The sequence below is a fragment of the Bradyrhizobium sp. Mp19 genome (assembly GCF_029952935.1).
Lineage (GTDB): Bacteria > Pseudomonadota > Alphaproteobacteria > Rhizobiales > Xanthobacteraceae > Bradyrhizobium > Bradyrhizobium elkanii.
On the sequence record NZ_JASAUT010000013.1, the window covers coordinates 101,249 to 126,123 of the forward strand.

Sequence of the window (24,875 nt, forward strand, 5' to 3'; positions counted from 1 at the left end):
CGTCGGACACGGCGCAGCCCAGCATCGTCGCGGGTGCGACGACGGCAGATGGCGCGGCGGTGGGTCCGGTTCAGCTTCATGGCGCAGGCCCATACAGCGGAAGGGGCGGCGGTGTCAAGCGGGCACCGCGATGGTGAGGGTGCTTACTACGGTCTTGCGGGGAAGCTGGTTGCAATCAGCCGAAGCATCTCTCGCCCCTTATCCGACTGAGAAATCAGGCAAGGCGTCCATTCATGGTAGTGGAGAAAGCGCTCTCCTCCGAACTCCACCTCGTCGTACGTCGCAGCGGATTCGATCACACGGATTGCGCCGTACTGGCCTGCGATCGTTGCTCTGACTTCGATCACGTCGGCATCATCGAATTCCAACGAAACGCTCCCTTGACCCATCTCGAGCAGGGAAACCGACATTGTGCTCGATCCTCCGCCATTGGACGAGTTGCTAGCAACATGGCAGACGCCCAACAGCGTCAGAATCCCGCGACGCTGCCGTGCAGGTCGTATTCGTCGGAACGCTCGATCTTGGCGGTGACGATCTCGCCGACCTTCAGCGGGCGGCGGCTGGTGAGGTAGACGGCGCCGTCGATGTCAGGCGCGTCGGCCTTTGACCGGCCCTTCGCCACCGTCGGACCGACCTCGTCGATGATGACCTGCTGGCGGGTGCCGACCTTGCGCTTGAGGCGCCTCGTCGAAATCTTCTGCTGGCGGGCCATCAGCGCATTCCAGCGCTCCTGCTTGACCTCGTCGGGCACGGCATTGCCGATCGCGTTCGACGTGGCGCCGGCGACCGGCTCGTATTTGAAGCAGCCGAGGCGGTCGATCCCGGCTTCATCGAGCCAGTCGAGCAGATAGGCGAAATCGGAATCGGTCTCGCCGGGGAAGCCGACGATGAAGGTCGAGCGCAGCGTCAGGTCGGGGCACTGCTCGCGCCATTTCTGGATCCGCGCCAGCGTCTTCTCCTGCGCGGCCGGGCGCTTCATCGCACGCAGCACATCCGGGCTCGCATGCTGGAAGGGGATGTCGAGATAGGGCAGCACCTTGCCCTCGGTCATCAGGCCGATGACCTCGTCGACATGCGGGTAGGGGTAGACATATTGCAGCCGCACCCAGGCGCCGAGCTCGCCGAGCTCCTTGGCGAGATCGAAGAATTTCGCGCGGACGCTGCGGTCCTGCCATGGGCTCTCGGCGTATTTCAGGTCGACGCCATAGGCCGAGGTGTCCTGCGAGATGACCAGCAATTCCTTGACGCCGGCCTTCACCAGCTTCTCGGCCTCGCGCAGCACGTCATTGGCCGGCCGCGACACCAGATCGCCGCGCAGCTTCGGGATGATGCAGAAGCTGCAGCGGTTGTTGCAGCCTTCGGAAATCTTCAGATAGGCGTAGTGCCGCGGCGTCAGCTTGACGCCTTGCGGCGGTACCAGGTCGATATGCGGATTGTGCGCCGGCGGCAGCGCGCGGTGCACGGCGTCCAGGACGCTCTCATATTGCTGCGGCCCCGTGATCGAGAGCACGCCGGGATAGGCGCTCTCGATCTGCTCCGGCTCGGCGCCCATGCAGCCGGTGACGATCACCTTGCCGTTCTCGGCCATGGCCTCGCCGATCGCGGCGAGCGATTCCTGCTTGGCGCTGTCGAGGAAGCCGCAGGTGTTGACGATGACGATGTCGGCGCCGTCATGCTTGCGCGCCAGCTCATAGCCCTCCGCGCGCAGCCGGGTGATGATGCGCTCGGAATCGACCAGCGCCTTGGGGCACCCCAAGGACACAAAGCTCACTTTAGGCGTGGCGGCCTCTTGCATATCTTCCCAAATCTGCCTGATTGATGGGCAGGAGCTAGTCCCAATTGCCGAGAATTACAACCCTTTCCCGGGGCTTCCGGCATGATATGGATGGCTTTGCCGGGTCCCTAAGAGTCGTCGATGAGCGCTGAGTCGTCTCCCAAGATCGTCATAGTCGACGAGAGCCCGATCCGAGCGGCCATCCTGGAGGAGGGACTGCGGGAGGCCGGCTACACGGACGTCGTGCATATCAGCGAGATGCAGAGCCTGCTCTCGCGAATCTATGCGCTCGACCCCGAGATCATCGTCATCGACCTCGAGAATCCCAGCCGCGACGTGTTGGAACAAATGTTCCAGGTCAGCCGTGCGGTCCGCCGGCCGATTGCGATGTTCGTCGACCAGAGCGACGCTGCCTCGATCCAGGCCTCGGTGGAGGCGGGCGTCTCCGCCTACATCGTCGACGGTCTCAAGAAGGAGCGGATGAAGCCGATCCTCGATCTCTGCGTGTCCCGCTTCAATGCCTTCTCCAAATTGCAGGATGAGCTCGACCGCACCAAGCATGCGCTGGAGGAGCGCAAGGTGATCGACCGCGCCAAGGGTATCCTGATGAAGGTGAAGGGACTGACCGAGGAGGAGGCCTATGTGTTGATGCGCTCGACCGCGATGCGCGAGAAAAAGAAGATCGGAGAGATCGCGCAATCGATCCTGACCGCGTCGGAGCTCCTGAAATGACCACACCTTTGCGCATCGGGTTCATTCCGCTGGTCGACGCTGCCGCGCTGATCGTTGCCGTCGACAAGGGATTCGCGGCGTCCGAAGGCCTCGACGTCACGCTGGTGCGGGAAGTGTCGTGGTCGAACGTCCGCGACAAGCTGAATATCGGCCTGTTCGACGCCGCCCATCTGCTGGCGCCGGTGGCGATCGCCTCGAGCCTCGGGCTCGGTCACGTCAAGGTGCCGATCGCGGCGCCTTTCAACCTCGGGCTCAACGGCAATGCCATCACGGTCTCGCCGGCGCTGCACGCCGCGCTGATGGAAGAGCTCGACGGCGACCGCTTCGATCCGATGGCAACCGCACAGGCGCTCGCCCGCGTGGTGGCCAAGCGGCGCAAGAGCGGGGCGGAGCCGTTGACCTTCGGCATGACCTTCCCGTTCTCGACCCACAATTACCAGTTGCGGTTCTGGATGGCCGCCGGCGGCGTCGATCCCGATGAGGACGTCCAGCTCGTGGTGCTGCCGCCGCCCTACATGGTCGACAGCCTCGCCAACGGCCATGTCGACGCGTTCTGCGTCGGCGCGCCCTGGAATTCGATCGCGGTCGATCTCGGCATTGGCCACATCCTGCATTTCGTCTCCGACATCCTGCTTAGCGCGGTGGAAAAGGTGCTGGCGGTGCGGCAGAGCTGGTCGGAGAAGCATCCCGATATCGTGGCGGCGCTGGTGCGTGCACATCTGCGCGCCGTGGAGTTCATCGAGCGGCCCGAGAACCGGTCCGAGGTCGCGCGCATCCTGGCGCCGCCCGAGCGGATCGGCGTCGATGCCAGCGTCATCCAGCGCACGCTCGATGGCCAGCTGAAGATCTCGCCCGACGGCACCATGCGCGAGAGCAATCGCTATCTGCTGGTCGGGCGCGAGGCAGCGGCGCGGCCTGACCCGGGGCAGGCGGCCTGGCTCTATGCGCAGATGGTTCGCTGGGGCCAGGCGCCGTACCGGCCGGAGGCGCTGAAGACCGCCATGGCCGTGTTCAGGCCCGACCTCTACGACGCCGCGTCGGGTCGCCCGGCCGGCGCCTCCAGTGCCATTGGGGCTTTCGCCGGCCCGCCGTTCGACCCGAGCGACGTTCCCGGGCATCTGGCGGCGTTCAAGATCGGGCGCTGGAAGGCCTGAGCGCGACGCAACTCCGCTCCGCCGCGACGTGCACCGCCGGTGCGTCTTGTTGCTGGAACAAGGATGAGCAACAGACGCGGCAGCGGCCGCGCGTCAGCTATCCACCTCCGGCTACTTTGCATGGGGTTGTTTTCGAGATTTTGGTTATTGCGAGACTGATGCGGGTTCCCGACGCCTCGAATTGCAGCGAATAGGATTCTCGGCCGAGCGCGCGAGGAGGAATATTCCTCTCGGAACCGGGTTCCCGAAGGCGGCGGCATCGCTATTTTTGCCGCCCGCTTGAATCCCGGCGCGAACGATATTCCATATGCCCGAGAATGGGGCGTTGGAGATCGACCATGCGCGAGCTATCGGCGGAAGCCCGCCTGCACCTTTACGCGCGAAACATTTCACGGAAGTCCGGGACCGGAATTCACACGGCGGCGCTGTACAGCGCCTTTGCGGTGATCGCGGCCATCGTGTTCGGCACGCTGTCCGTCCACCCGTTCTAAGCTCTTCGGAACATGCAAAAGCCGCCGCCTGATATCCGCAGGCGGCGGCTTTGTGTTGGCTGGATGCTGACAGCTCAGTAGCCGTATCCGTAGCCGCCGCCGCAGGTGTTGCAGGTCGGCTGAACCGGCGCATAGTAGGAATAGCCCGGCGAGACCATCTGCACGCGCTCCTGGGTGGCGTATTGCGGCGGGATGCGCTCATAGGCGAGGCCTTCGGGCGCGACCATCACCGTCTTCGGCACCATCACGGTGCGGTACTGTGCCGGCGTGCGATGCGCGACGACGCGGCCCGGTGCCACCATGACGGTTTCCTGCACCGTGCGATATTGCGGCGGCACGCTCTGCACCTGATAGCAGGTCGTGCACGGCTGCGGCGGCGGCGTATAGCAGCTGTAGCAGCCGGCGGATGCCGCGCTGGTGAAGGCGGCGGTAGCAACCGCGGCGATGGTGAGGGAGAGGCTGGTGCGGAACATGCTTTCGTACCCAATTTCCTAAGAGGACAATCAAAGGCTCGGAAGCTGCACCTAACAATCAAACGGCAAGTTTGGGTTTAAGAAGACTCTTAACGGAATCTAAAAGGGCCGGCGCGGCGGCCAGCCCTTTTTTGATCGATGCGTTCGCGGCTCAGTGCGCGGTCTTGAACGGCGCGACGGTGATACCCGCCTGCTTCAGCGCCTCGCGCAGGCCGCGCGCAATCTCGACGGCACCGCGCGTGTCGCCGTGGATGCAGACGGTATCGGTCTGCATCTTGATCACCTTGCCGGTGACCGAGACGACCGCACCGTCCTGCACCATCCGCACCACACGATCGGCAATCGCCTTGGGATCATGCAGCACCGCACCGGGCTTCTTGCGCGACACCAGGTTGCCGTCGTCCTCATAGGCGCGATCGGCAAACACCTCATGCGCCATGCGCAGATTGGCAGCCTCGCCGGCACGCACCAGTTTCGAATTCGCCAGCACCACGAACACGAGGCTCGGATCGACCGCCTTGATCGCAGTGGCGATCGCCCTTGCGGTCATGTCGTCCTCGCAGGCGACGTTGGAAATCGCGCCGTGCGCCTTCACATGGGTGACCTTGTGGCCGGCCGCGGTCGCGATCGCCTGCAGGGCGCCGATCTGATAGGCGATCAGGTTCTCGATCTCCGAGGACGTCAGTCCCGGCATCGGCCGGCGGCCAAAGCCGTGCAGGTCGCGGTAGCCGGGATGGGCGCCGACGCTGACGCCGCGCGCCTTCGCGAGCTCGACCGTCTTGCGCATGATGTCGGCATCGCCGGCATGAAAGCCGCAGGCAACGTTGACCGAGGTCGCAAGCTCGATCATCGCGGCATCATTGCCCATCTCCCAGGGGCCAAAGCTTTCGCCGAGATCGCAATTGAGGTCGATGGTTGAGGTCATGACGATCGATCCGTTTTGTTGTTGATGGGCTCGTTTGCTTGAGCATGCCGGATCATGCTCTAGGGCACGGCGACCTGCCAGGTCGTGGCGTCGATGGCGCTGACGGCCTGGCCCGCGACGTTAGCATCTCTCAGCGCCTCGATGTTGAGACCGAAATCCTCAATGCCGCGGAGGCGGTCGGGCAGGGAACGCAGCAGCTCGTGGAACTTGATCGCCTCGGCCTGCGCTTCTGCCATCGTCACCGCCTTGAAGCGGAACGGCCGGCCGGCCGTGATCTGCGCGAAGCGGCCGAAATCGGCCGTGATCACCGTTGCGATCTTCGGATAGCCGCCGCTGGTGCCGCGGTCCGGCATCAGCACGATCGGCTGCCCATTGCCGGGCACCTGGATGCTGCCGTTCACGGTGCCGTCGGAGACGATGTTGTGGCCGTCGAGATGCTTGATGACGGGACCTTCGAGGCGGTAGCCCATGCGGTCGCTGGTCGCCGAGATCTTCCACTCGCTGTCGACCAACAGCTTCTTGTTGTCCTCGGCGAACTCGTCGTCCTGCGGGCCGAACACGATGCGGATCGGCGCATCGGTCGAGGCGGGCAATTCGATGCGGCGCTCGGGCGCGCCACTGGCAGCTTGCGTCTTCAACTCGTCGCCGCTTTGTAGCGGCCGTGGATAGGGACTGCCGAGCCCGGCGCGAGCGTTGACGGCGAGGCTGCCGAACATCGGTTCGCCCTCGATGCCGTGCTCGATCGCCAGATAGCTGAACGAGCCGCCGCGTGCGAAGCCGAGATTGAGCGTCTCACCTTCGGCAAGCGTCGCCGAGCTTTCGAACGCGACGGGCCGGCCGCCGATATCCGCATTGCGCGACGCGCCGGCGAGGGCGACGCGCACCGCGCCGCCGCGTGCGGTGAAGCTGGCGCCGAACGGGCCGATCTCGACCGCGGCGGCGAACAGGTCATTGCCGACCAGCGTATTGGCGACGGCCAGCGCAAGCCGGTCCATCGCACCGCTCGGCACGAGACCGTAGCGCTGCGAGCCCGGACGACCAGCGTCCTGCACCGAGCTTGCCGGGCCGATCGAGGTGACGACGAGCTTGCTCATGGCGTCACCAGTTCAGCGACGAACTCGCCGGCCTCGGCGGCGCGGTCCTGTTCGGCAAAGGTCTTGGCGTCGACCGCCGTGAAGGTGATGGCGTCGCCCGGCTCCAGCAGGAAGGTCGGATCGCGATGCAACTGGTAGGTCCGCACCGGGGTGCGGCCGAGCAGGTGCCAGCCGCTCGGGCCGGCCAGGCACTGCACGCCGGTCTGGATGCCGCCGATCGAGATGGTGCCGGCTGGGGTCAGCAGCCGCGGATCCTTGCGCCGGGGCATGTGCAGGAACTTCTCCAGTCCGCTGAGATATGACCAGCCTGGCGTGAAGCCGATCATGGCGACGCGATAGTCGCCGGCGACATGGCGCGCCACGATCTGGTCGGGCGTGGTTTTGAGCGCCTTCGCGACATCCTCGAGATCGATGCCGTGCTCGCCGCCATAGGTCACCGGGATGCGCCAACGCCGCGTTCCGGTCTCGGTCGGCGGCGCCTTGGCGGCGCGTGCCAGCAGTTGCTCGCCGAGCGCATCGAAAGTGATCTGGACGGGGTCGTAATGCACCAGCAGCGACCGGTAGGTCGGCACGGTCTCGGTGATGCCGGCGATCGGCTCGGCAGCGATGACGCGGTCGAGCGCCAGCACCCGCCGGTTGGCGGCGTCATCGATGGTGCGGCTGAATTCCACCGTGATGGCGCTGTCGCCACTCGGCAAAAGGCGGGGAGGACTTAAGGGTTCGGCCATTGGGTTAAGCGCTGTCGTCGGCCATCAAGCTAGCGTGTTTCGGGATAAAACGGAATTCGCTTCGTGCAAAATGATGCAGCAACTTCAATAAATTAATCGGCATGCCGGCGATAAATTTGGATGATCGCAGCTTTTTCGCGCAGCCCTTGACGCAAGGCCTTTGCCCGGCAACATGCGCCGGTCTTTTCCTCCATCGGAGCACTCTTTCCAGATGTCACTGTCCGCCGAAGCGATCGCGACGCTGTCGCATGTGTCCACCGCCACCATCACCACCGTCCTGCTCAAGAAGGGCCTGCGCAACATCTGGATGCGCGGCACCAAACCGCTGAAGCCGGGGCAGAAGCGGCTGGTCGGACCGGCCTTCACGCTGCGTTTCGTGCCGGCCCGTGAGGATCTGGCGACGCCGGAATCCTGGTCGTCGCCGATTTCGACCCGCACCGCGATCGAAGCGATGCCAACGGGCTGCATTGCCGTGGTCGACGCCATGGGCATCACCGATGCCGGCATTTTCGGCGACATCCTCTGCGCCCGCATGGCCAAGCGCGGGGTGACGGCGCTGATCACTGACGGCGTGGTGCGCGACGTCGAGGGCGTGCTCGGCACCGGCCTGCCGGTGTGGTGCGACGGCTACGCGGCTCCGCCGTCAGTCGCAGGTCTGACCTTCGTCGGCTGGGGCGAACCGATCGGCTGCGGCGGCGTTGCCGTATTCCCGAACGACGTGGTGGTGGCCGACCAGGATGGCGCGGTGCTGATCCCGCAGGCGTTCCTCGATCACGTGCTGGCCGAGGGGCCGGAGCAGGAACGGATGGAAGCCTGGATCGTCAACGAGGTGAACAATGGCGCCCAGCTGCCCGGCCTGTATCCGATGAATGCTGAGACCAAGGCGCGCTACGCCGCCACCAAGAAATAACGTCAAGAAAGGGAGGTAACCCCATGGACATCCACGTTTCCGGCTCGCGGCCGACCCGCCGCGCGCCGAAGGAGAATTTTACCGGCACCGTGTTGCAGGACCCGATCAACATGGCGCCTGCGCCGGCGCGGCTCAACGCCTCGCGCGTGTCGTTCGAGCCCGGCGCACGCACCGCCTGGCACACCCATCCGCTCGGACAGACGCTGTACGTGATCTCCGGCATCGGGCGCGTGCAGGCCAAGGGCGGCCCGATCAGGGAGATCCGTCCCGGCGATGTCGTCTGGATTCCGCCGAACGAGAAGCACTGGCACGGGGCCTCGCCCGGCAACAGCATGACCCACATCGCCATGCAGGAGGCGCTCGATGGCGTCTATTCGACCTGGATGGAGCACGTCACCGACGAGGAATACAACGGCAAGGTCGGCTGACGCCGCTGCTGGCCGAAAGGAAAAGCCCCGCTCACGAGCGGGGCTTTTCATTTCTAAGCCGTGGCCCGGATGGAGCGAAGCGCAATCCGGGACGATCTCTCCCGCGGTAACAATCCCGGATTTCGCTACGCTTCATCCGGGCTACGAATTCCGGCCGATCAATTCACCCGCGTCCAGGTCTGGCCGCCGCAGAACATGCCGCCGAACGCACAGCCCTGGACGCGCAGCGTGTCCGGGCTCTTCATCGCCAAGGTGGAATCGTAGGTGCTGCCGCTGTTCGGATCGAAAATGCGGCCGCTCCACTTGTCCTTGCCCGGCCTCATGTTGATCAGAACCTGTTCGCCGTTGGCGTTCGATTTCTTGTCGACGGCGTAACCGCAGAGATTGGCACCACATTGCTCGATGCGGATTTTGCCTTCCTTCTCTTCGGTGAGCCAGACGCCGAGCGGCGAGTTCGCTGCTTGCACGGGATTGGCAAGCGGCTTGGGCACCGGAGCGCTCGGCGAGGCGGCACCAACGGTTGGAGCGGTGGTGGGCTTTGCGGCCGGTGCAGCAGTTTGCTGGACGGCTGGCGGCGCTGGCGGTGGCGTGGTCGCTGCGGTAGCTGAAGGCGGCGTGGCCGCGACACCCGTGCCGGCCGGCTCTGTCGTTGTTGCGGCAGGCTCTGGCGGGACGGCGGCCGGATCAACGGCCTGCGGAGCAGCCGCCGCGGGCGCGCCCGGCGGCGCGATCTGGGAATCCGTCTTGGTGTCCGTCCTGGCTTCCTTCGGAGCCTTGCGCTTCTGCTCGGTGTCCTCGCTTTTGGCGCGCTTGGCGCGGCGGCCGGTATTGTCGTAGACGCCGGGGATCGAAACCGTGCCGCGATCGGGATCGATGCGAATGGTGCGGCCGCCGTAATCGAATGTGTACTGCGCCTGCGCTGCGGCCATGCTCGCAAGTAGGAGCGTGGCGATCGCCAGAAGCTTTCTCATCTCGATCTCCGGTGCAGGGAACTCCGTTCGCAAGGCTATCCGATGACCGCCTCGTTGAACGTGTCCCAGATCACGGTCAGAACATAAGTCGTATCCTTGCGGCTTAGGTTCAAATCGCCGGATTGCGGTCTGGTTTCAGGCCGCGCGCTTCAAATTATGCGCGTGACGCAGGCTATTCGAACCACGCGGCGTAGATCTTCGCGTAGCTCCCATCTTCGCGCGCAATGTGAAGCCATTGGTCGACGAACGCCTTCAATGCGACGTCGCGCTGCATCCAATAGGCCTTTTCCGCGAAGTCGAACGGCTTGTCGGGATGCACGGCGCACAGCACGCCGGGGTGCAGCTTCTGCTGATAGCGCGTCTCGGACGCATCGGTCATCATCAGGTCGGCGTCGCCCTTGGCAATCTCGTCGAAGATCCTGGTGTTGTCGTTGAAGACCCGGATCTCGGCGGTTTTCACATGTGCGCGCGCGAAGCGCTCATTGGTGCCGCCGGGATTGACGATGACGCGGGTGCCGGGCTTGTCGATCTCGGCGATCGTCTCAAACTTGCCTTTGTCGGCGCAGCGCGCGATCGGCGTCTTGCCTTCGCGCATGATCGGGGTCGAGAACAGGCCCTTCTTCTGCCGGTCGAACGTGATGGAGACACCGCCCATCGCGATGTCGAAATTGTCTGCCTCGAAATCCCTGGTCATCTGCGGCCACGATGTCGGCACGAACTCGACCTTAACGCCGAGCGCCTTGCCGAGCGACTGCGCCATGTCGACATCGAAGCCGCGGAAGGCCTTGGTCTCCTTGTCGAGATAGGTGAAGGGCAAGTAGTCGCCGGTCATGCCGACGCGCAGGATACCGTGCTTGACGATCTCATCGAGCCGGGACGGCGCCTGCTGCGCGTGCGCGGCAGACAGGAGCAAAGCCAGAGCGAGGCCGGCGAGCGCGCGAAACATCAAACTTCTCCGTCAATTCCGATGACATGTCGTTGCGGAGCATTTAGACCAGATGGGACGATCGAGCCAGCATGGCGGGCGCAAAATGACCATCTCGCTCCACGAAGCATCCGTCGGCGTTTATGTGCCGTATCTGCGCAATCTTTCAGCGTTGCTCGATCACGCGGAAGCCTACGCCAGGGCTCGCAAGATCGAATCTGACGTGCTGCTCGGAATGCGGCTCTCGCCGAACATGTACAGCCTTCGCCAGCAGGTCGGGGAGGCGAACCGGCATGTCGTGCTGAGCTGCGCGCTGCTGGCAGGGTGCGCGCCGCCGGTCTTCGCCGACGCAACGCCTGGCATCGCCGATCTGAAGGCGCGGATTGCGGCCACGATTGATTTTGCGCAGAGCCTGCCGCGGGAAGTGATCAACGCCGCCGCCGGCAAGGATGTCGTCTTCACGTTCCGGAGCGGCGCGACCAGGCCATTCACCGGCAAGTCCCTGATCCTGACCTTCAGCGTCCCGCAGTTCTTCTTCCATGTCGCAACGGCCTACGACATCCTGCGTCATGCCGGTGTCGACCTCGCGAAGAAGGACTTTCTGGGACCACCGAGGCCACCGCAGGGCTAGACTAGGCTTCGTTGCTATCCCTGTTCGCCTGAACGGCGCTCGCAGAGCGGCTGAGCATCTCGTGCTTGAAATGCTCGAAACGCCGCCGCGCTTCGGCCTCGCGATCGTCGACGAATCTGATCGCGGCATCCCCGTCCATCGGGCCGTTGACGAGTGGGGTCGATGCCTCGCCGACGGTCTCGTCGACATAATATTGGGCGCCGTCCTGGCGCACCGTCCAGCGGAAGCGCAGCGCGGCCATCGGGCCTGGGCCGGATTTCGAATAGCCATTGGCCTCGATCGCTTGGGGCGGCGGCTGGATCGGCTCCGGCTCCGCTTCCGGCTCGCTCGGCTCCGGTTCGCTTGGCTCAGCTTCACTTGGCTCAGGCTGTTCGACCGGTTCGGGCTCCTCGATCGGAGGCGGCTCGACCGCCGTCGGCTCGGCAGGCGCGGCCTCGACGGACACGGCCGTGACGGACACGATCTGGATGGACGGCGGCAAAGGCGGCGGCATTGCTATCGAGGCCGGCGGCTCCGCGGCGGGCTCAACTGGCTTGTCCGCCGTCTTGTCGGTCGATTTGGAGGTCTCGGGAGGTGTGGTCGTCTGGTCGAGAATGCTCGCGATTGCGGCCAGCGCATTGTCGGTCGGATCATTCACGGTTTGGTCTCCCAGGCTGACGGCGCGCGGAATCGTGCCGACGCCCTCCCTATCTACCTGATCTGACTATCCTTTGTCAGCCCCGGCGGTTCCGGCGCGCAGCCTTGAAGCGAAGCGGGATCCGCTTCGCTTGAAAGCGTCGCTAGGCACAAACCGGCGGACGCCGGTCCTTCCAGGGGCGGACCTGTTCGAGCTGGCCGGCCAGGCGGAACAGCAGTCCTTCCTCGCCGAGCTTGGCCGCGAACATCATGCCGAGCGGCAGACCGGCCTTGTTCCAGGCCAGCGGCACCGACATCGCCGGCTGTCCGGACATGTTGAACATCGAGGTGCCCGGCATGTAGCGGCGCAGCACCGGCGCGATGTGGGTCAGGTCCTCGGACATCGTGTTGAGCTCGCCGAGGCGGAGCGGCGGCGCGCACAGCGTCGGGCTGAGGAAGATGTCGCAACCCTCGAAGAAGGTCGCAAGCGCGCGCGAGATCTGGAATGCCCCAAGCTGCGCGGCGACGTAGTCGGCCGGCGTCATCTTGGCCGAGTTCTGGCCGCTGGCGAGCGTCAGCCGCTCGACATCGTCCGACGTCAGGGTGCGCCCGACGCGCTGCTCGAGCAGACGGACGGTCAGCGCGGTGTTGCCGCCGACGATGGTCGTCATGACTGCGGCGGGATCGGCGGCAAGCGGCGGCGCGCGCTCCTCGACATGATGGCCGAGGCCCGCCAGCAGCTTGGCCACGTCGCGCACCGCCGCGGCGATCTCGGGATCAATGGCATCGCCATAGGGCGACTTGTCGGTGAAGCTGATGCGCAAATGGCCGGGATCGCGGCCGACTTCCTGCGAGAACGGCCGCTCCGGCGGCGGCGCGACATAGAGGCTCGATGGCTCCGGGCCGTGGATCGCATCCATCATGACCGCGCTGTCGCGGACGCTGATGCTGAGTACATGGCCTACGGAGAAGCCGCCCCAGCCTTCGCCGCGATCGGGACCCACCGGGTTGCGGGCGCGCGTCGGCTTCATGCCGAACACGCCGGAAGCGGAGGCGGGGATCCGGATCGAGCCGCCGCCGTCGCTGGCATGCGCGACGGGCAGGATGCGGGCTGCGACCGCAGCGCCAGCGCCGCCGGACGAGCCGCCGGAGGAATGGTCGAGATTCCAGGGATTGCGGGTCGGGCCGAACAGGCGGGATTCCGTCGTCGGCATCAGCCCGAATTCCGGGCTCGAGCTCTTGCCGAAGATTGCAAGCCCGGCATCGAGGAAGCGCTGGGCCAGGGTGCCGTTGTGATCCGCGACGAAGTCCTTCAGCAGGCTGGCGCCCGACGTGGTGCGGGTGCCCTCGAGCAGATCGAGGTCCTTCAGCAGGAACGGCACGCCGGTGAAGGGACCGTCAGGCAACCCCTTGGCGATCTGGCGCTCGGCATAGTCGTAATGCTTGACGACAACAGCGTTGATCTTGGGATCGACGGCGGCGGTGCGCGTGATCGCCTCGTCGAGCAGATCCTTCGGCGTCACGTCCTTGTTGCGGACGAGCTCGGCGAGACCGACCGCGTCGTAGTTGCCGAATTCCTTGAAGGCCATGTGGGTACTCCGCATCGCCGGGCCGATCTTTTCGGATCGGCCACGGCGCAAACGAGGAAGGCTGAAAGCTCAGCCGAGGACGTCCTGGTTGATCACATTCTGGCGCAGCGGATTGCCATCCAGCACGCTGAGGATATTGCGTGCGGTCTGCTCGCTCATGCGATCGACGGCCTCGACCGTGACGCCCGCGACGTGCGGCGCCATGATCACGTTGGGCAAAGCGTGCAGGGGCTGGCCGACCGGCGGCGGTTCGACCTCGAACACGTCGAGGCCGGCGCCGGCGAGCTTGCCCGACACCAGCGCGTCGTGCAGCGCCTTCTCGTCGACGATGCCGCCGCGGGCGGTGTTGATGAGATAGGCGGTCGGCTTCATCAGCCGCATCCGCGCGGCATTGAACAGCCCGACCGTTTCGGGATTCTTCGGACAGTGGATGGTGACGAAGTCCGCCCGCGGCAGCGCCGCTTCGAGGCTCGACACGGCCTCGCAGCCGGTCGCGGTGATCTCGCTGGCGGGCTTGTAGGGATCGTAGACCAGCACGTTCATTTCCATGGCGAGGCAGCGCTTGGCGGTGCGGGAGCCGATGCGGCCGAAGCCCACGATCAGCACGGTCTTGCCGTAGAGGTCGAACGGCAGCACGCCGAGCCGGCTCGCCCAGGTGCCGTCCTTGACCATCGTGTGCATTTCCTGCGCGCGCTTGGCCAGCGTCAGCATCATGAACAAGGCTTGTTCGGCGACCGACGGCGAGTTCGCGGTGCCTGCGACCATCAGCGGCACCTTGCGGCGCGACAGCGCCGGAACATCGACGGCGTCATAGCCGACGCCGATCCGGGTCACCACCATCATGCCCTTGGACGCCTCCAGCTCCGCCTCGCCGAAGCGGGTTGCGCCGAGCGCCACGCCATGGACCGGCGCATGCTGCTCGAGCATGGTCTGAAAGTCCTTGGCGGAGATCAGGTTGGGAAATTCGATGAGTTCGACGTCGTCCCGCTCGTTGAGGAGCACCCGTGCCCCCGGCGACAGAGTCTGGGTAATAAAGATCTTCTTCTTGTTGGTGGCCATTTCCTGCCCTTGAGGTTTCTTGTGCGCCGTCAAAGGACGGCGCCGGTCACCTCGTTTAGCAAATGCATATTGTTGAGGTCCACAGCCAATCGGAGCGGGCTGCCATCCTGCGCACCGGCATTGGGATTGACCCGGCCGCAGACCTGGGTGCCCTCGAGCGTGAAATAGACCAAGGTCTCCATCCCCATCGGCTCGGTGACGTCAAGCGTCGCGTCGAACGGCTCGACGCCCGGTTCGGCATGCGGCCGCGCCTCCATGACGTGCTCGGGCCGGATGCCCAGCAACAGCTTGTCGGTGCGGGAGAGCGCCTGGTAGCGGGCGGCGCGTGCCGGCGGCAGCGCGAAAGCGAGGCGATCGGTCAGCCGCACGTTGAGCTTGCCTGCGGTGTCCTCGAGCCGACAGGGCACGAAGTTCATCGCGGGCGAGCCGATGAAGCTTGCGACGAACCGGGTCGCCGGCTTGTGGTAGAGCTCGTTGGGCGTGCCGATCTGCTCGATCCTGCCGTGGTTCATCACCACCACGCGGTCGGCGAGCGTCATCGCCTCGACCTGGTCGTGGGTGACGTAGACCGTCGTGGTGCGGACCTTCTGATGCACCTTCTTGATCTCGATCCGCATCTGCACGCGCAGCTTGGCGTCGAGGTTGGACAGCGGCTCGTCGAACAGGAACACCTTCGGATTGCGCACGATCGCCCGCCCCATCGCGACGCGCTGGCGCTGGCCGCCGGAGAGCTGCTTCGGCTTGCGATCGATCAGATCGGTGATGTCGAGCATGCGGGCGGCCTCGGTGACCCGGCTCTTGATCTCCGCCTTGGGATAGTGCTTCAGCCGCAGACCGAACGACATGTTCTCGGCAACGGTCATATGCGGATAGAGCGCATAGTTCTGGAACACCATCGCGATGTCGCGGTCCTTCGGCGGCACGTCGTTGACAACGTCGCCGCCGATCATGATGTCGCCGTCGGAAATGTCCTCGAGGCCGGCGATCATCCGCAGCGTCGTCGACTTGCCGCAGCCGCTCGGCCCGACCAGCACCACGAACTCATGGTCGGCGATATCAAGGTCGATGCCGCGCACCGCCTCGACCTCATCGTAACGCTTCACAACCTTCCGCAAACTGACGTCAGCCATAAGTTCAACCCTTTGTCGCACCGGCGGTCAGGCCGGCAATGTAGTAGTCCATCAGGAAGGCGTAGATGATCAGCGGCGGCGCGGCGCCGAGCAGGGCGCCGGTCATGATCTGTCCCCAGTTGAAGACGTCACCCTTGATCAGGGTCGTGATGATGCCGACCGGCAGCACCAGCTGATCGGTCGATGTCGTGAACACCAGCGGATAGAGGAACTGAGCCCAGGAGACGGTGAAGGCAAAGATCGTGGCCGCGATCAGGCCGGGCAGGGCGACCGGGATGAAGATGCGGGTCAGCGTCTGGAACCAGCTCGCGCCGTCGATGATCGCGGCCTCGTCGAGCTCCTTCGGGATCGAGGCGAAATAGCCGATCATGATCCAGGTGCAGAACGGCACCGTCAGCGTCGGATAGATGAACAGCAGGACATACCAGCGATTGATGAGCTGGATGCCGGTCCAGTCGCCGATCACCGCGAACATCTTGAACAGCGGGATGAACAGCAGGCTGTCGGGGATAAGGTAGGTCAGGAATACGCCGGTCGCGAGCGTGGCCGAGCCCCAGAACTTCATCCGTGCCAGCGCAAAAGCCGCCGGCACGCTGATCAGCATCGTGATGGTGACCACGATGATCGAGACCCAGGCCGAATTCCAGAAGAAGCGCAGGAACTGATTCGAGGTCAGCAACTCGGCGTAGTTGGAGAGCGTCGGATGATATACCCACCACGGGTTGGTCGCCGCGGAAATCTCCGCGCTGCTCTTCAGCGAGGTGATCAGCATGTAGAGCGGCGGCACCAGCGAAAAGATCGCAAACAGCACCAGGAAGAAATAGGACCAGCGTAGCGCCCAGGCGCGGTCGCGGCTCATGCTGCCGTACTTCACCTTGCGGGTCGGTCCGGACTTGTCGATCGTCAGCGAGCTCATCAGGCTTCGTTCCCGCGTTTGGTGATGTCGCGCAGGATGAAGATCGCCGCGACCGCGAGGATCGGCACCATGAACAGCGAAACGCTGGCGCCGAGCGGCACATCGCTGCCCTCGATGCCGACGCGGAATGCCCAGGTGGCGAAGATATGGGTGTGGTCGAGCGGGCCGCCCGCGGTCAGGATGCGCACGATGTCGAAATTGGCGAAGGTCACGATCAGGGAGAACAGCGTCGTGATCGCGATGATGTTGCGCATCATCGGCAGGGTCACGTACCAGATGCGCTGCCACCAATTGGCGCCGTCGATCGCGGCCGCCTCATAAAGCTGGTCGGGTACCGATTTCAACGCCGCCAGATACATGATCATGAAGAACGGCGCGCCGTACCAGACGTTGACCAGGATCACCGAGAAGCGCGCCCACATCGCATCGCCGGTCCACGGGATCGGCCCGATGCCGAAGAAGGAAAGCGTGTAGTTGAAGGCGCTGTAGGAGGGGTCGAACAGCCAGAGCCACGCCAGCGTGCTCATCGCCGGCGGGATCACCCACGGCACCAGCAGCATGCCGCGCCACTTGCGCTGCTTGTTGGCGGGTACGTTGTGCACGAAATGCGCGACGATGAAGCCGATCAGGGCTTTGAAGATCACCGCCGAGATCGCGAAAATGCAGGATTGCTTGACCACCAGCCAGAAGGTGTCGCGCTTGAACAGGAACTCGAAATTGCCGAACCCGACGAACTTCGTCATCGCCTTGTTCAGCGTCGCAAGGTGCAAGGAGTAGAGGGCCGGGTAGAGCACCAGGATCGCGATCAGGAGGATCAGCGGCAAGGTCATCAGGAACGCGGCCATCGACTTGCGCCGCAGCGCGTTGCGCAGGCCGACGCGCCTTCGTCCCGTCTGGGCAGCGGCTGCGCGGTTGGATTGGAATGCGACATCAACCATAACGCAGGTCCCTCGCGCGGGTTGGTTGCACAGCTCGCCGGTCCGACGGCTGGGATGTGAAGACGGGACCTCGCGCGGCCAACATTACGGGCGGTCGCGCGAGACCTCGCTTGTCGTCAGCTTCGCATGAAGCCTTCGCACTCGCCCTCGGCCCAGGCGAGTGTCTTTTCCATGCTTTCACCCTGGTAGTACCGCAGGCACATCTTGGTCAGCGTGGCCTGGAAGTAGATCTGCTGCGCGATCTTGGGCGGCGCGGGCGAGGCCGCAATCGACAGCGTCTGGTGCTTGTAGGGGTTCGGATAGTGGTAGAGCGTCCCCTTTGGCGGCGCTTGCTCCGCCCAGACCTTCAAGGTCGTGAGCTTTTCGTAGGCCGGCAGGTCATAGCCACCGCTTGCGACCACCATCTTCTCGATCGATGCAGGTTGCGACAGGTGGGACAGCAGGCTCTTGGCCGCCTCCTTGTTCTTCGAGAACGACCAGATCGACCAGAAGAACGGCAGATAGGGCGCGAAGCGTCCCTTCGGCCCGGCCGGGAACCCGTGCGTCCAGCATTGCTCCGCGACTTGCGGAGCATCGCGCTTGGCGACCGCCCACGCGCTCGGCGGATTCAGGATCATCGCGCCTTTGCCGGCGACCAGCCACTTGTTGTTGGACGCGTCGTCCCATGCCGCCACATCGGGCGGCAGGAAGGCGAGCAGCTTCTTGTAGTAGTCGAGGGCCTGGCGCACCGCGTCGGTCTTGACGGTGAGGTTGCCCTTCGCATCGACCAGCTGCGCGCCGAACGACTGGAAGATCGCGCCGGCGGTGTCGACGCTGTCGCTGGTTTCGCCGAGGCCGATACCGAACGGGAATCCGGCCTTGTGGCAGGCTTCAGCCGCCTTGAGGAACGTATCGAGGGTCCAGTTATCGGCTTTCGGCTCGCTTCCGACCGGATACATCTCCTGCACGTCGATGTTGGCGTGTTTCTTCATCAGGTCGATGCGCGAGCAGGGACCCTTGATCTGGCTGCCGACGCTGGCGGGTACGCCGAGCCATTTGCCGCCGGCCTGGCCGAGATATTTCACCGTGCCGTTGACGTCGCCGTTCAGCTTGAGGAGCGGATCCATGATGTCGTTGACCGGCTCGAGCAGCTCGGCGTTGGCCTGCGGCCACCATGTCGGCATCTGGAAAATATCGTGACCGGATTTCGCCTGCGCCTCGGCGGCGATGGTGACGATGTTCTTGTTGCCCTGGCTGGTGATGTAGTCGATCTGGACCTCGACTTTCTCCTTGGCAGCCCATTCATTGACCAGCTCGGTGGACGCACTGTTCGCGCCGGGCACCCAGTGATCCCAGAAGCCCATCGAGAGCTTTCCGGCTGCATAGGCGCCACGCACGTAGGGGGCTGTAATCAGCGCGGCCGATGACAGCGCTGTCGCTGCGACGAATTCTCGGCGCGAGAGCTTCTTCCGTGACATGGCATTCCCTCCCTGGTAGCCAACGGACAAAAGACTTTTTTGAATCCCGTTGTTGTTTTTGTGCGTCGCGTTTGCGCGACGTCGCGGGATTGCGTTGAAAGCGATCAGAACAGAATTGCCGGCGTCTGTCGAGAAACGAGATGCTGATGCCATGTAGAACTAACGTTGTGGTCAAATAGCAGGCAGTGTCGTTCGCATCATTGCAGTTGCCGGCGGTTTGCCGCGCGTCTTGCGATCATGCTGCGACGCACGCGGGCGGTGATGCAGACAAGGAAGCAGACGGTGCGCGGTTGAGCCGCAGGTTTCCGGTCAAGCCTCGGCGAACTCTGTTCCGCCATGGTGATGCCCGGCGCGGCCGATAGACTTGCCGAAGCCGGAAACGCTAAAGTCCGGATTCGTCGAACCTACCCCCGCATCAATTCCGCAATCCACCACCGATCACGGAGACCCGATCATGCTCATCCCGGTAGCGAAGCTGCGAGCGCAATGGAGATTGTGCGCCGCGGTTGGGGCCGCCACCGTCGCGTTGCTCGCAGTGCCTCATATGGTCGACGCGCAGATCGTGCAGGGCGTCGAAAAGGGTGCGCGCGAGGGCAACAAGGCCGCCGGGCCGGTCGGCGGCGTTCTCGGCGGAGCGATCGGCGGCGTCGTCGGAGTGGTGACCGGCGTCACCGGAGTACTGACCGGCAACAATGGCAATAACGCTCCCGGCAGCGGCAAGAACGCACAGGCCCCGGCGGCCGGCGCCAAGGCCTCCAAGTCGGCCAAGGCCGCCGCCAAGGACAAGGGCGCGAAGCAAGCGCCGACCGTGCTGACCCAGGCCGGCGCGCCGCAGCTGACAGCCGAACAGATCGTCGCCAACAGCGACGCCAACATCGAACGGATCAAGAAGGAGCTCAACCTGACGCCGGAGCAGGAGAAGAATTGGGCCGGCTTCAACAGTGCGATGCACTATCTCGGCCACAACGGCGCCGACCGCCTCAACCTGCGCATCGCGCGGGCGCAGCGCGATCCACCGGATGACATCATCGAGCAGATGCGCAACGAGGCCCAGTTCCTCAATGACCGGGCGGTCGATCAGCGCGGCGTCGCCGACGCCGCCGAGCCGCTGTTTGCCAGCCTCGACGACAAGCAGAAACAAATCTTCATCAACGAAATGGTCCGCCTGAGCCACGAACGCGGGCTCGACTGAGGAAATCTCGCCGGCCAAGTGGGGACGAATAGCCGGGCCACCAAGCCCTGGGGTAGGTTAAAGGCGCAGCACCCGGCTATTCTGCCGCAGCGGCGCGGCTCGGTTAATTCGTCATTCAATGTTGAAGAAAAACGGACCGGATCACGCCCGAGTGATGGCCGAGTCAGGGCCTTGTCGGGAACCATCCACAGCGCCCGAGGCCAGCGCGGACAAAGCCGTGAATCGCCGGGCATAGGCGAGCGGAAGCGACGCCGTCCTTCGGACGGCATGCCCGGCCATCGCGACGCTCGAACGTCGGTGCTCAGCTGTTCGGGAAGTTCAGCTCCACGCCGACGCCGTCCGGATCGTACAAGAATATCTGGGTGTCGCCGGTGCGCGGCACGATCTGTTCGCGGAAGGTGACGTTCTTCGACTGCAGGCGCTTGCGCACGGCCTCGACGTCGCTGGCGGCAAAGGCGATATGGTCGAGGCGGCCGGTGTCGTCATATTTCTTCTCGGTGCCGCGCACCACGATGCCGTCGCGCGGCTTGCGGGTGCCCATTAAATGGACTGTGGCCTGGCCGCCGGAATAGAGCCAGTAGCCGGGGAAATCGAGCGGTGGCCGTTCGCCGTTCTCGAGCCCGAGCACATCGCAATAGAACTCCTTGGTGCGCTCGAGGTCCTGCGGCTCTATGGTGTAATGCTGTAGTCCACCCAATGGCATGGTTCTTCTCCTTGAGAAATCGGGTTAAACGAAGCTGAGGTCGGCATCGACGCCCAGCATCCAGGCGCCGACAGTCTCGAAATGACTGAAGCGGCCCTGCAATTGCTGGGTCACGGTGTGGATGTCGCGGAAGCGCCGCTCCAGCGGATGGCCGTCGAAGATCGCGGTGGCGCCGGCGGCGTTGTAGGCGAAATCGACTGCCTCCCGCGCCTTGTGGATGGCGTGCGTGGCCGCCATCCGGATCGTCATGCGCTGGGCGACCGTGATGCTGTTGCCGGCAACCAGGTCCTTCCAGATGTCGGCCATCGACTGCAGCAGGAAAGTGCGGGCGGCGCGCAGATTGACCTCGGCCTGGGCGAGGCCGGACTGCACCACGGCATTGTCCCGCAGCGTCTTCTTCATGCCGCGCGGCACCTTGTTGCGGGCGACGTCGACGAAATTGTCGAGCGCGCTGCGGGCAGTGCCGCAGGCGACCCCGGCAAAGCCGATCTGGTAGCAGGTGTGGTTGCTCATCCGGTATAGCGGGCCGTCCTCGCGGCACTCGCGGTCGAATTCGCGGGTGATCGAATGGTCCGCGCGGACGAAGAAGTCGTCGAGCGCGAACTGGTCGCTGGCGGTGCCGCGCAATCCGACCGTGTTCCAGATATCGGTCCACGCGACGTCCTCGGTCCGCACCAGCATGGTGCGCTCGATCTGCTCGCCATTGGCATCCCGGCGCGGCGAGCCGTCCGCGGCATAGACCGGGCAGTGCGCGCCGAGCCAGGTGGCGTGCCGCCCGCCCGAAGCAAACGACCAGACCCCGGTGACGCGGTAACCCCCCTCGCACTCGATCGCCCTGACCTTCGGGCCGGGGCCCCAGGCGAGCACGGCACGTGGGTCGGCAAACACCTCCTGCGCGACCGGCAGGTCGAGATAGGCCGCCGACATCGCGCAGCCGCCGGCCTGGCTCAGGCACCACGCCGTCGAGGCATCCGCCTTGGCGATGGTCTCGATGGCATGGAAGAAGGTGACGGGATCGGTTTCGATCCCGTTGCTTGAACGCGGCAGCAGCAGGCGGAACAGCCGCGCCTCATGCAGCCGGTCGAGCAGGTCGGGCGGCAGGCGGCGCGTCGTTTCGATATCGTTGGAGGCGGCCGCCACCGCGTCCCTGATCGCCTCGGCGCGGGCGATCACGTCGCGATCACCGGTAAGGTCCGCAGCAGTCACATTCATGTTCGCCTCCCTCAGGCGCGCCGGATCGTTGCGGAGGCCGCGACATCGGCCGTCGCGTTGAGCTCCTTATCGATCTGCTCGATCGACTTGCCCCGGGTCTCGAGCCCGAAGAACAGATAGACGGCCCCCGCCATCAGGAACCAGCAGCCGAGATAGACGAAGGCGGTCGGGATCTGGGTCAGTGGCACGTCGGGCTTGAGGTAGTTGTTCGAGCCGACGATCAGCGCAAGGCCGACCGGCCCGATGATCTTGCCGATGCCGCCGAAGCCATAGGCCGATCCCATCCCCGTGGTGCGCAGATGCGACGGCCAGACCTCCGCCGCGTAGGGCCCGACGATCGCAAAGCCGCCGTCGGCGAAGAAGAAGGTGGCGGCCAGCAGCAGCCAGAACGCCGACATGCCGAACAAAGTCGCGTCGTAGTGGTAGCCGGCAATGATCGTCAGCGCGCCGGCGCCGAAGCCGAGCAGGCCGCCGGCAACGCGCCGTCCGAGCAGCTCAGAGAACCAGGAGAACGAGATGCGGCCGAGGAAGCCGGTGATGCTGAGCAGGATCATCATCTTGGCGGCTTCCTGCGGCGTCACCTTCAGCAGCAGCACGAACAGCGCGGGGGCCCATAGCGTGATGCCGTAGACGCCGGTCTGCGCGCCGGCATTGCCGAGCCAGGAGACGATCAGGCTGCGCGGATATTTGAAGAGGTCGAACCAGCTCGTCGTGACGATCGGACCGGCGTCGGCTGCGCTCGGCAATGGCAGTTCGGAGGGCTGAACCTGCAGCGCCCAGGCCAGCGACTTGCGGGCTTCGTCATAGCGTCCTTGCCGGCACAGCCAGCGCGGCGACTCCGGGACCCAGATCCGAACCAGCAGCACCAGGACCGACGGCAGCACGCCGATCGCAAACAACAGCCGCCACTGATCGGTTCCCATGACGGCTCCCAGCACCGCGCCGAGGCCGACGCCGAGCGGGATCACGCAGGTGACGAGGCCGCCGACCCAGCCGCGCTTGTGCGAGGGCATGAACTCCTGCACCAGCGGCAAGTCGACACAATAAAGACCGCCGACGCCGGTGCCGACGAAGAAGCGCAGGATTGCCAGGTAGACCCAGCCATTATCGGGCGTGAAGTAGAGCAGGCCGGTTGCGATCGAGAAGTTCAGCACCGTGCCGATGAACACGATACGCCGCCCGACCCGGTCGGCGAGCCAGCCCCAGAGGTAGGCGCCGAGGATGGCGCCGATGCCGGAGCTCATCAGCACGGTGGCCGACTGGCCGAAGGTGAGTTTCCAGGGCCCGATCAGGAACGCGAGCACGAAGCCGATCAGGAAGTAGTCGAAGAATTCCAGCGCATCGCCGATGATGGCCGCCGCAAGGATCTTGATCTGGTTGCCGGTCAGAGTCGTCCGGCGATCGAGAATCTCGAACATGGCGCGTTTCCCCATGGCGCCTGTTCATTATTGTTCGGAGCGTGCGTCGCGCCAGCGCATCGCCCATAGGATGAGGCTATCCTCGCGCCTGCACGAACGACAAGCCGCGCCGACGCGGGGCTCATCTGCACTGGCGCGATAAGCGGTTCGGCTTACTGCTGCGCACAAATGGTGGTGCGAAAGCCCGATGGGGGCCGCCGGAGCCGTTGACTCCTGCAATGCCGATCGCCCACGTTTACGTGAAGAAGGCGGGGAGCAGGTTGGGTGGACGAAAAACGCAAGCATCCGCGAACCGAGGTCAATGAACCCGGCTACATCTCGTCGGGCGGTTCGGTCATGCATTGCACGATCGTGAACATCTCGCCGGAAGGGGCAGCCATTGAGGTTGAGAATCCGGCCTTCGTCCCGCACCGATTCTGCCTGGTGATGGCCCGCGACGCCTCGGTTGTCTATGAGTGCCAGGTGATCTGGAGTAAGAAGTCGCGAATTGGAGTGAGTTTCGTGGCGACCGCCTGAGCGCGGCAATCTCGATTGGGGACGCCCATGAACCAGCGTGCCAACGGGCCCGGGTTTCGTTGCTGGAACAGCAGGTGATCCGCCGATGACTCCGGAACCTGCAACGATCTGCCTTGGCTGCTGGCAAAACCTGCATATGCCGATCCCGTTGCGCGGTCCCTTGTCGGCGCCGTTCCGTCTGTTCGGCGTCCGTCCGAGCCGGATGAACCCGAATGTGTGCACGATCTGCGAGATGGCCTTCTCGAAGATCATGAAAGCGCGCGCCGTGACGATCGACGCCACCATCCTGTTCGCCGATCTGCGCGGCTACACCACGCTGACGCAGACCATCGCGCAGGACGGGCTGACCTCGCTGCTCGACGCGTTCTACGACGACTGCGCCGCCGCGATCTGGCGCTATGACGGCATCCTCAACAAGACCATCGGCGACGCCGTGTTCGCGATCTTCAATTTCCCGGTGCGGCGCGGCGATCATGCCGTGCAGGCCTTGCTCGCGGCGCGCCAGATCCAGCGTAGTTTTCGCGACAGGCACGACGCGCTGGTGCGGGCGATCGGTGCCGGCGACATCGAGATCGGCATAGGAATCGGGATGGATAGCGGTGACACCAATTTCGGTGAGTTCGGCCAGGCGCACCGCGACCTGACGGCAGTCGGCACGGTGGTCAACCGCGCGGCACGCGCGCAGGCGGCCGCCAAGTCAGGCGAGATTCTCGTGACGACGGCGGTGCGGGATCGAACCCGCGACATGATCACGGCAGCCGGTGCCGACTACACCCTGAAGGGCTTCGACCAGCCCGTCACATTGTTTCCTGCGTGAATTGGCTTTCGCGTGAATTGACGCGGAGCAAAAAAGACGGCTCCAGCGTGCAACTGCGCGCCGAAGCCGTCGGGGAT

Annotated in this window: 27 protein-coding genes; 9 read left to right on the forward strand and 18 right to left on the reverse strand. The window is 64.6% G+C overall.

The annotated features are described in order from the left end of the window. Positions 1-146: 146 nt before the first annotated feature. Positions 147-410: a hypothetical protein gene (locus tag QJT82_RS17325; protein ID WP_028340688.1), complete on the reverse strand. Its 264-nt coding sequence runs from the start codon at positions 408-410 to the stop codon at positions 147-149. 59 nt (positions 411-469) lie between these two features. Next, on the reverse strand, positions 470-1,795 hold the full coding sequence (gene rimO, locus QJT82_RS17330) for a 30S ribosomal protein S12 methylthiotransferase RimO (protein ID WP_028340687.1): 1,326 nt from the start codon (positions 1,793-1,795) through the stop codon (positions 470-472). A gap of 120 nt (positions 1,796-1,915) precedes the next feature. Here rimO and QJT82_RS17335 point away from each other — a divergent pair, with 120 nt between their 5' ends. The 3 genes from QJT82_RS17335 (at position 1,916) to QJT82_RS17345 (ending at position 4,151) form a co-directional block, all read left to right on the forward strand. Then, complete coding sequence (locus tag QJT82_RS17335; protein ID WP_018271619.1) at positions 1,916-2,506, forward strand: ANTAR domain-containing protein; 591 nt, start codon at positions 1,916-1,918, stop codon at positions 2,504-2,506. After that, on the forward strand, positions 2,503-3,660 hold the full coding sequence (locus QJT82_RS17340) for a CmpA/NrtA family ABC transporter substrate-binding protein (RefSeq protein WP_028340686.1): 1,158 nt from the start codon (positions 2,503-2,505) through the stop codon (positions 3,658-3,660). The genes QJT82_RS17335 and QJT82_RS17340 overlap by 4 nt, the downstream gene beginning before the upstream one ends. Positions 3,661-3,998: 338 nt before the next feature. After that, on the forward strand, positions 3,999-4,151 hold the full coding sequence (locus QJT82_RS17345; protein WP_016844408.1) for a hypothetical protein: 153 nt from the start codon (positions 3,999-4,001) through the stop codon (positions 4,149-4,151). A gap of 74 nt (positions 4,152-4,225) precedes the next feature. On the opposite strand, the gene QJT82_RS17350 is transcribed toward QJT82_RS17345, so the two are convergent. The 4 genes from QJT82_RS17350 to pxpB form a co-directional block, all read right to left on the reverse strand. Further along, entirely contained in the window at positions 4,226-4,624 is a 399-nt protein-coding gene (locus QJT82_RS17350) for a hypothetical protein (protein ID WP_051447861.1), read from the reverse strand. A 151-nt stretch (positions 4,625-4,775) separates the two neighbouring features. Further along, a complete protein-coding gene (locus QJT82_RS17355) occupies positions 4,776-5,549 on the reverse strand; it encodes a 5-oxoprolinase subunit PxpA (RefSeq protein WP_028340684.1) in 774 nt (257 codons plus the stop codon). A 59-nt stretch (positions 5,550-5,608) separates the two neighbouring features. Next, the gene (locus QJT82_RS17360) at positions 5,609-6,643 is read right to left on the reverse strand and encodes a biotin-dependent carboxyltransferase family protein (RefSeq protein ID WP_028340683.1); all 1,035 of its coding nucleotides are present in this window, start codon (positions 6,641-6,643) and stop codon (positions 5,609-5,611) included. Then, positions 6,640-7,371 (reverse strand): 5-oxoprolinase subunit PxpB, encoded by a 732-nt coding sequence (pxpB, locus tag QJT82_RS17365; RefSeq protein WP_028340682.1) that lies wholly within the window; start codon positions 7,369-7,371, stop codon positions 6,640-6,642. Before pxpB ends, QJT82_RS17360 begins: the two co-directional genes overlap by 4 nt. A gap of 211 nt (positions 7,372-7,582) precedes the next feature. Here pxpB and QJT82_RS17370 point away from each other — a divergent pair, with 211 nt between their 5' ends. Beyond that, positions 7,583-8,281 (forward strand): ribonuclease activity regulator RraA, encoded by a 699-nt coding sequence (locus QJT82_RS17370; protein ID WP_028340681.1) that lies wholly within the window; start codon positions 7,583-7,585, stop codon positions 8,279-8,281. A gap of 23 nt (positions 8,282-8,304) precedes the next feature. Then, complete coding sequence (locus QJT82_RS17375; RefSeq protein WP_028340680.1) at positions 8,305-8,709, forward strand: cupin domain-containing protein; 405 nt, start codon at positions 8,305-8,307, stop codon at positions 8,707-8,709. 158 nt (positions 8,710-8,867) lie between these two features. On the opposite strand, the gene QJT82_RS17380 is transcribed toward QJT82_RS17375, so the two are convergent. Together QJT82_RS17380 and QJT82_RS17385 are read right to left on the reverse strand one after the other, a co-directional pair. Further along, positions 8,868-9,680 (reverse strand): DUF2147 domain-containing protein, encoded by an 813-nt coding sequence (locus QJT82_RS17380; RefSeq protein WP_028340679.1) that lies wholly within the window; start codon positions 9,678-9,680, stop codon positions 8,868-8,870. Positions 9,681-9,852: 172 nt separating this feature from the next. Continuing rightward, a complete protein-coding gene (locus QJT82_RS17385) occupies positions 9,853-10,626 on the reverse strand; it encodes a transporter substrate-binding domain-containing protein (protein WP_035631564.1) in 774 nt (257 codons plus the stop codon). An 85-nt stretch (positions 10,627-10,711) separates the two neighbouring features. On the opposite strand from QJT82_RS17385, the gene QJT82_RS17390 reads away from it, so the two are divergent. Next, positions 10,712-11,236 carry a DUF1993 domain-containing protein gene (locus tag QJT82_RS17390; RefSeq protein ID WP_028340677.1) on the forward strand — a complete coding sequence of 175 codons (525 nt, stop codon included), beginning with the start codon at positions 10,712-10,714 and terminating at the stop codon, positions 11,234-11,236. A gap of 1 nt (position 11,237) precedes the next feature. Here the strand turns inward: QJT82_RS17390 and QJT82_RS17395 are convergent, their stop codons facing one another. From QJT82_RS17395 to QJT82_RS17425, 7 genes are all read right to left on the reverse strand, one after another. Next, complete coding sequence (locus tag QJT82_RS17395) at positions 11,238-11,873, reverse strand: hypothetical protein (RefSeq protein WP_051447860.1); 636 nt, start codon at positions 11,871-11,873, stop codon at positions 11,238-11,240. Positions 11,874-12,015: 142 nt separating this feature from the next. Next, positions 12,016-13,440, reverse strand: coding sequence for an amidase (locus tag QJT82_RS17400; RefSeq protein WP_028340676.1), 1,425 nt, complete (start codon positions 13,438-13,440; stop codon positions 12,016-12,018). 69 nt (positions 13,441-13,509) lie between these two features. After that, on the reverse strand, positions 13,510-14,499 hold the full coding sequence (locus QJT82_RS17405) for a hydroxyacid dehydrogenase (protein WP_028340675.1): 990 nt from the start codon (positions 14,497-14,499) through the stop codon (positions 13,510-13,512). A gap of 29 nt (positions 14,500-14,528) precedes the next feature. Then, on the reverse strand, positions 14,529-15,629 hold the full coding sequence (gene ugpC, locus QJT82_RS17410; RefSeq protein ID WP_028340674.1) for a sn-glycerol-3-phosphate ABC transporter ATP-binding protein UgpC: 1,101 nt from the start codon (positions 15,627-15,629) through the stop codon (positions 14,529-14,531). Positions 15,630-15,633: 4 nt separating this feature from the next. After that, positions 15,634-16,545 (reverse strand): carbohydrate ABC transporter permease, encoded by a 912-nt coding sequence (locus QJT82_RS17415; RefSeq protein ID WP_028340673.1) that lies wholly within the window; start codon positions 16,543-16,545, stop codon positions 15,634-15,636. Next, positions 16,545-17,483: a sugar ABC transporter permease gene (locus QJT82_RS17420; RefSeq protein ID WP_028340672.1), complete on the reverse strand. Its 939-nt coding sequence runs from the start codon at positions 17,481-17,483 to the stop codon at positions 16,545-16,547. Before QJT82_RS17420 ends, QJT82_RS17415 begins: the two co-directional genes overlap by 1 nt. 116 nt (positions 17,484-17,599) lie before the next feature. Next, positions 17,600-18,940: an extracellular solute-binding protein gene (locus QJT82_RS17425; protein ID WP_028340671.1), complete on the reverse strand. Its 1,341-nt coding sequence runs from the start codon at positions 18,938-18,940 to the stop codon at positions 17,600-17,602. 544 nt (positions 18,941-19,484) lie between these two features. On the opposite strand from QJT82_RS17425, the gene QJT82_RS17430 reads away from it, so the two are divergent. Then, positions 19,485-20,132, forward strand: coding sequence for a Spy/CpxP family protein refolding chaperone (locus QJT82_RS17430; RefSeq protein ID WP_080686744.1), 648 nt, complete (start codon positions 19,485-19,487; stop codon positions 20,130-20,132). 301 nt (positions 20,133-20,433) lie between these two features. Here QJT82_RS17430 and QJT82_RS17435 read toward each other — a convergent pair whose 3' ends face one another. From QJT82_RS17435 to QJT82_RS17445, 3 genes are read right to left on the reverse strand one after another with little or no spacing between them, the layout of a single operon-like run. After that, positions 20,434-20,835 carry a VOC family protein gene (locus QJT82_RS17435; RefSeq protein WP_035631561.1) on the reverse strand — a complete coding sequence of 134 codons (402 nt, stop codon included), beginning with the start codon at positions 20,833-20,835 and terminating at the stop codon, positions 20,434-20,436. Positions 20,836-20,859: 24 nt separating this feature from the next. Continuing rightward, the gene (locus tag QJT82_RS17440) at positions 20,860-22,047 is read right to left on the reverse strand and encodes an acyl-CoA dehydrogenase family protein (RefSeq protein ID WP_051447859.1); all 1,188 of its coding nucleotides are present in this window, start codon (positions 22,045-22,047) and stop codon (positions 20,860-20,862) included. Positions 22,048-22,058: 11 nt separating this feature from the next. Next, positions 22,059-23,465, reverse strand: a complete 1,407-nt coding sequence (locus QJT82_RS17445) for an MFS transporter (protein ID WP_035631560.1) — start codon at positions 23,463-23,465, stop codon at positions 22,059-22,061. A gap of 264 nt (positions 23,466-23,729) precedes the next feature. Between QJT82_RS17445 and QJT82_RS17450 the strand changes: the two genes are divergently transcribed. After that, positions 23,730-23,981, forward strand: coding sequence for a PilZ domain-containing protein (locus QJT82_RS17450; RefSeq protein ID WP_028340668.1), 252 nt, complete (start codon positions 23,730-23,732; stop codon positions 23,979-23,981). Positions 23,982-24,066: 85 nt separating this feature from the next. After that, a complete protein-coding gene (locus tag QJT82_RS17455) occupies positions 24,067-24,798 on the forward strand; it encodes an adenylate/guanylate cyclase domain-containing protein (protein WP_028340667.1) in 732 nt (243 codons plus the stop codon). Positions 24,799-24,875: the final 77 nt, after the last annotated feature.

What these genes read in the sequence shown, in the direction of transcription:
- QJT82_RS17340 (WP_028340686.1), top strand. Translation starts at nt 2,503, where the DNA reads ATGACCACACCTTTGCGCATCGGGTTCATTCCGCTGGTCGACGCTGCC.
- QJT82_RS17405 (WP_028340675.1), bottom strand. Translation starts at nt 14,499, where the DNA reads ATGGCCACCAACAAGAAGAAGATCTTTATTACCCAGACTCTGTCGCCG.
- QJT82_RS17350 (WP_051447861.1), bottom strand. Translation starts at nt 4,624, where the DNA reads ATGTTCCGCACCAGCCTCTCCCTCACCATCGCCGCGGTTGCTACCGCC.
- QJT82_RS17370 (WP_028340681.1), top strand. Translation starts at nt 7,583, where the DNA reads ATGTCACTGTCCGCCGAAGCGATCGCGACGCTGTCGCATGTGTCCACC.
- QJT82_RS17435 (WP_035631561.1), bottom strand. Translation starts at nt 20,835, where the DNA reads ATGCCATTGGGTGGACTACAGCATTACACCATAGAGCCGCAGGACCTC.
- QJT82_RS17390 (WP_028340677.1), top strand. Translation starts at nt 10,712, where the DNA reads ATGACCATCTCGCTCCACGAAGCATCCGTCGGCGTTTATGTGCCGTAT.
- rimO (WP_028340687.1), bottom strand. Translation starts at nt 1,795, where the DNA reads ATGCAAGAGGCCGCCACGCCTAAAGTGAGCTTTGTGTCCTTGGGGTGC.
- QJT82_RS17360 (WP_028340683.1), bottom strand. Translation starts at nt 6,643, where the DNA reads ATGAGCAAGCTCGTCGTCACCTCGATCGGCCCGGCAAGCTCGGTGCAG.
- pxpB (WP_028340682.1), bottom strand. Translation starts at nt 7,371, where the DNA reads ATGGCCGAACCCTTAAGTCCTCCCCGCCTTTTGCCGAGTGGCGACAGC.
- QJT82_RS17440 (WP_051447859.1), bottom strand. Translation starts at nt 22,047, where the DNA reads ATGAATGTGACTGCTGCGGACCTTACCGGTGATCGCGACGTGATCGCC.
- QJT82_RS17445 (WP_035631560.1), bottom strand. Translation starts at nt 23,465, where the DNA reads ATGTTCGAGATTCTCGATCGCCGGACGACTCTGACCGGCAACCAGATC.
- QJT82_RS17345 (WP_016844408.1), top strand. Translation starts at nt 3,999, where the DNA reads ATGCGCGAGCTATCGGCGGAAGCCCGCCTGCACCTTTACGCGCGAAAC.
- QJT82_RS17455 (WP_028340667.1), top strand. Translation starts at nt 24,067, where the DNA reads ATGACTCCGGAACCTGCAACGATCTGCCTTGGCTGCTGGCAAAACCTG.
- QJT82_RS17400 (WP_028340676.1), bottom strand. Translation starts at nt 13,440, where the DNA reads ATGGCCTTCAAGGAATTCGGCAACTACGACGCGGTCGGTCTCGCCGAG.
- QJT82_RS17430 (WP_080686744.1), top strand. Translation starts at nt 19,485, where the DNA reads ATGGTCGACGCGCAGATCGTGCAGGGCGTCGAAAAGGGTGCGCGCGAG.
- QJT82_RS17425 (WP_028340671.1), bottom strand. Translation starts at nt 18,940, where the DNA reads ATGTCACGGAAGAAGCTCTCGCGCCGAGAATTCGTCGCAGCGACAGCG.
- QJT82_RS17335 (WP_018271619.1), top strand. Translation starts at nt 1,916, where the DNA reads ATGAGCGCTGAGTCGTCTCCCAAGATCGTCATAGTCGACGAGAGCCCG.
- QJT82_RS17415 (WP_028340673.1), bottom strand. Translation starts at nt 16,545, where the DNA reads ATGAGCTCGCTGACGATCGACAAGTCCGGACCGACCCGCAAGGTGAAG.
- QJT82_RS17420 (WP_028340672.1), bottom strand. Translation starts at nt 17,483, where the DNA reads ATGGTTGATGTCGCATTCCAATCCAACCGCGCAGCCGCTGCCCAGACG.
- QJT82_RS17380 (WP_028340679.1), bottom strand. Translation starts at nt 9,680, where the DNA reads ATGAGAAAGCTTCTGGCGATCGCCACGCTCCTACTTGCGAGCATGGCC.
- QJT82_RS17385 (WP_035631564.1), bottom strand. Translation starts at nt 10,626, where the DNA reads ATGTTTCGCGCGCTCGCCGGCCTCGCTCTGGCTTTGCTCCTGTCTGCC.
- QJT82_RS17375 (WP_028340680.1), top strand. Translation starts at nt 8,305, where the DNA reads ATGGACATCCACGTTTCCGGCTCGCGGCCGACCCGCCGCGCGCCGAAG.
- QJT82_RS17325 (WP_028340688.1), bottom strand. Translation starts at nt 410, where the DNA reads ATGTCGGTTTCCCTGCTCGAGATGGGTCAAGGGAGCGTTTCGTTGGAA.
- ugpC (WP_028340674.1), bottom strand. Translation starts at nt 15,629, where the DNA reads ATGGCTGACGTCAGTTTGCGGAAGGTTGTGAAGCGTTACGATGAGGTC.
- QJT82_RS17355 (WP_028340684.1), bottom strand. Translation starts at nt 5,549, where the DNA reads ATGACCTCAACCATCGACCTCAATTGCGATCTCGGCGAAAGCTTTGGC.